The sequence below is a fragment of the Mesorhizobium sp. M7A.F.Ca.ET.027.02.1.1 genome (genome assembly GCF_004022985.1).
GTDB lineage: Bacteria > Pseudomonadota > Alphaproteobacteria > Rhizobiales > Rhizobiaceae > Mesorhizobium.
Genome location: NZ_RZOL01000528.1, coordinates 1 through 3,502 on the forward strand (window position 1 = coordinate 1; position 3,502 = coordinate 3,502).

Sequence of the window (3,502 nt, forward strand, 5' to 3'; positions counted from 1 at the left end):
GGTGCCGGAGCAGTTGCGGGCGCTTCGGCTGCGGGAGCAGCCGGCGCGGTGGCCTGAGCAGCCGGCTTTGCCGCGGGCGCGGGAACGGTCAGCAATTCGGCCGGCTTGCCCGGCTCCTCGACCATGGCCAGCACCTGGCCGGCCGCATCCTTGGGAACCGAAACCACGGCGGTCTGCACCGAGGGCGTTACGACATCGCCCGTGGTCGCGCGCAGCGCGATCGTATAATCACCGGGCTTCAGCGGATCGTCGAGAATGATAACGAAGGCGCCATCGGGACCAGCGACCGTCGAGCCAAGCACCGTCGAGCCGTTGAGGATCTCGACCTTGGCGTTGGGCGCCGCATTGCCGGCGACGACAATCGAGCCATTGCTTTCGACGCGCACGACATCGAAGGACGGTGCGACCGGACCGGCCGCAGCCGGCGCCGCCGCGTCCGCGGCCGGTGCGGCCGGTGCCGTTGCCTGGGGCACCGCGGCGGGAGCCGCAGGGACCTCCGCGGCGGGCAGCCGCGCTTCGGTGCTGGGATCGGCCGATTTTGGCGCTGCGGGCGGCGTCTGCGCCGCCACTTGCGCCGGCGGCGTGGGATTGAGATACGGGTCGAGTGCGCCCGATACATAGGCGGTTCCCGCGGCCGCGACGGTCCCACCCGCCGCGAACAGAAACGCCTTCAGTGGATTAATCGCCATACTTCCCTACCCCTTAGCCACCTAACGCCGGTCTAGCCTGTTTTACCAATACCGACAAGAAAAAGCCCAGGCTGTTAACTCTTGGGGCTTGACCCGGCTTTCAGACCCAATCACCAATCATCGGCATGAACACGATTCGATCCGTCTGCGTCTATTGCGGCTCGTCTCCGGGCCGCGATGAAACCTATATCAAGGCCGGACACCTGCTCGGACGCTCGATTGCCAAAGCGGGACTGCGGCTGGTCTATGGCGGCGGCACCAAGGGCATTATGGGTGCTGTCGCCGAAGGCGCGCTCAAGGCCGGCGGCAAGGTAACGGGCATCATTCCGCGCTTCCTGATCAACAAGGAAGCGAGCGAAACCGCGCTTGACCGGCTCGATGAACTCTTGATCACCGACAACATGCACGAGCGCAAGCACAGGATGTTCGAGAAATCCGACGCCTTTGTGGCGCTGCCGGGCGGGATCGGCACGGTCGAGGAGATCGTCGAGATCATGACCTGGGGGCAGCTTGGCCATCATCGCAAGCCGATCGTCTTCGCCAATGTCAAAGGATTTTGGGATCCGATGCTGGCGTTGCTCGATCACATGGCCGCCGAAGGCTTCATCCACACCGCACAGCGGGTCAAGCCGCTGGTCGTCGACGACCCTGAAGCGATCGTCGCCGCCATCATGGTGGCAGGATCGTCCGTCGATGCTCCGACCGAGGGCGTGCAGTCGGTGATCGACAAAATGTAGGGGAGTAAGGGAATAGGGCAGTAAGGCAGTATGTGAATTGCCTGGAGTGTCCTGCCCTACTGCCCTACTGCCCTACTGCCCTACTGCCCTACTCCCCTACTCCCCTACTCCCCTCTTCCTCCGCAGCCTGCCGCAAATCGGCAATCACCGCCCGCCGGTCTTGACGCCGCCAGGCGAGATGGAGTGAAACCGTGCGGTCGAACCACGGCAGGTCGCGAAATACGATCCGCGGCGGCGCAGCGGCGCGCAGGCTGGCTTGCACCGTCGCCAGGCCGAGACCTGCGCTGACAAGGCCGAGCGAGGTCAGCGGATCCGCCGTTTCATAGGCGATGTCGGGCAGAAAGCCGGCTTTGGCGCAGGCGGCAAGGAACTGGCCGCGATTGGTGTCGTCCGGCTGGCGCACGACGGTGATCCAGGTGCGACCGTCAAGGTGATACGGCCCAACCTCTGGTAATTGAACAAGCGGATCATCTTCGGGGATCGCCAGCACCAGCGGCTCATGCCGCAGCGCCATGGCGGCGACATCCGGGTCATCATCGGCTGGCGGCGAGTAGACAAAGCCCAGATCCAGCGACCGCTGCCGTAGCCCTTCCAACTGCGCCGCCGAACGCAGGCTTCTCAGTTGCAAGTGGAAATCTGGCCGGTCGCGACGGAACTGGCGCAGCATCCCGGCGACAAGCCCGGCATGAACGGCCCCTTCGACATAGCCGATGGCGAGCCGGCCGACGGCGCCGCTGGCCAGGTTGCGGCCGAACTCTTCCAGTCGGCGCGCATTGGACAGCAGCGCGCGGGCCTCGGTAAGGAAGGCCCGGCCCTCGGCGTTGAGATGGACCCGCTGTTTTGCCCGTTCGAACAGAGCGACGCCGAGCTGCTCCTCGAGCTGCATGATCTGCCGGCTGAGTGGCGACTGGGAAATATGCAGCATCTCGGCGGCGCGCCCGACATTGCCGGTTTCGGCGACGGTGACGAAATACCTGATCTGGCGCAGGTCGAACATTTTTTCTCCAAGCTCCAGTCCCCCGAGGTCTCAACTTTAGCCTAACCAGTCTTGGACAGTCTGACCAGCGGGAGCGATAGTTCGGCCATCCAACCAAAGGAGACCGCCATGCAGTTCTTTGCCCTTCTCACCCGCAACACCGAAAAATTTGCCGATGCCGATTTCGCTCCGCTTCTGCCCGGCGAAGCCGAACAGCGGCGCACGCTCTATGCCGAAGGCGCGGTACGCCAGGTGTGGAACCGAGGCGACATCCCGGGCAGCGGCATGATGCTCGAAGCCGCCGATGATGCAGAGGTTCGCGGCCATCTCGCCACCTTGCCGCTGGTCAAGGCCGGCATGATGGACATTGCCGCAATCGTGCCCCTCAAGCCCTACCCCGGCTTCGGCCCGAAGCACTGACCGGGGCACAATCCGGGGTGGCGAAGGCGTCACCACCGGATTGACGTGGGTGATCGACAGACCGTGATCGGCTGTCAAGAAACCGTCACACGGAACCGGGTTCGCTCGTGCTAGAAATCAAGGCCAGGCAGCCGCCGTGCGGTGCCTTTTCGGAACATGCATCTGGCACCGCCCCATGGATATCACTCTCGCCCCGGAAGGCACAGACCTGTCGCCCTACCTGCCCGACGAGCACGGATTGTTCTTCATCTATCATTTCACCGCTGAGGGCGTGCGAACCAAGGACGCCGCCGCCGCGCACTGGACATGGCGCAGCTACCAGCTTTCCGACATGCGGGCCCGCCATGAGATCGGCGCCGACCAGGCTTTGCCGGCACCTGTGCGCGAAGCTTTCCTGTCCGCCAGCCATGGCTGCCATATCGACCTCGAGGACGACTGGCTCTATGGCGATCTGCCGGACCTGCGCCATGACTATTCGGCGGAAGCGGGCGGGCTTGGCCATTTCCGCTTCGCGCTCAACGACACGATGCTGGTCGGCGCCCGCAAGCAACCGCTGCAGTCGGTCGACAACATCCGCAAGGCGATCGAGAATGGATCGCGCAAGTTCCGCTCGCCGGCCGAGTTGATCGAGGCGGTTGTCGGCCAGTCTTTTGACGGCATGGTGGCTGAACTTGCGGCAC

Annotated in this window: 4 protein-coding genes and 1 pseudogene; 3 read left to right on the plus strand and 2 right to left on the minus strand. The window is 64.3% G+C overall.

Translation table 11 applies throughout. The features are described 5' to 3' along the window. A pseudogene (locus tag EN749_RS32715) lies at positions 1-689 on the minus strand (peptigoglycan-binding protein LysM); the annotation flags it as partial. A 125-nt stretch (positions 690-814) separates the two neighbouring features. On the opposite strand from EN749_RS32715, the gene EN749_RS32720 reads away from it, so the two are divergent. After that, the gene (locus EN749_RS32720) at positions 815-1,426 is read left to right on the plus strand and encodes a TIGR00730 family Rossman fold protein (RefSeq protein ID WP_127332138.1); all 612 of its coding nucleotides are present in this window, start codon (positions 815-817) and stop codon (positions 1,424-1,426) included. A gap of 88 nt (positions 1,427-1,514) precedes the next feature. On the opposite strand, the gene EN749_RS32725 is transcribed toward EN749_RS32720, so the two are convergent. Beyond that, complete coding sequence (locus EN749_RS32725) at positions 1,515-2,423, minus strand: LysR substrate-binding domain-containing protein (protein WP_128364722.1); 909 nt, start codon at positions 2,421-2,423, stop codon at positions 1,515-1,517. 108 nt (positions 2,424-2,531) lie between these two features. Between EN749_RS32725 and EN749_RS32730 the strand changes: the two genes are divergently transcribed. Both EN749_RS32730 and EN749_RS32735 read left to right on the plus strand, forming a co-directional pair. Further along, positions 2,532-2,822: a muconolactone Delta-isomerase family protein gene (locus EN749_RS32730; protein WP_127271666.1), complete on the plus strand. Its 291-nt coding sequence runs from the start codon at positions 2,532-2,534 to the stop codon at positions 2,820-2,822. Positions 2,823-2,997: 175 nt separating this feature from the next. Next, a partial coding sequence (locus tag EN749_RS32735) for a CorA family divalent cation transporter (RefSeq protein WP_281061939.1) occupies positions 2,998-3,502 on the plus strand: 505 nt, incomplete at its 3' end.

Coding starts and splice junctions, on each gene's coding strand:
- EN749_RS32720 (WP_127332138.1), top strand. CDS start 815: ATGAACACGATTCGATCCGTCTGCGTCTATTGCGGCTCGTCTCCGGGC.
- EN749_RS32730 (WP_127271666.1), top strand. CDS start 2,532: ATGCAGTTCTTTGCCCTTCTCACCCGCAACACCGAAAAATTTGCCGAT.
- EN749_RS32725 (WP_128364722.1), bottom strand. CDS start 2,423: ATGTTCGACCTGCGCCAGATCAGGTATTTCGTCACCGTCGCCGAAACC.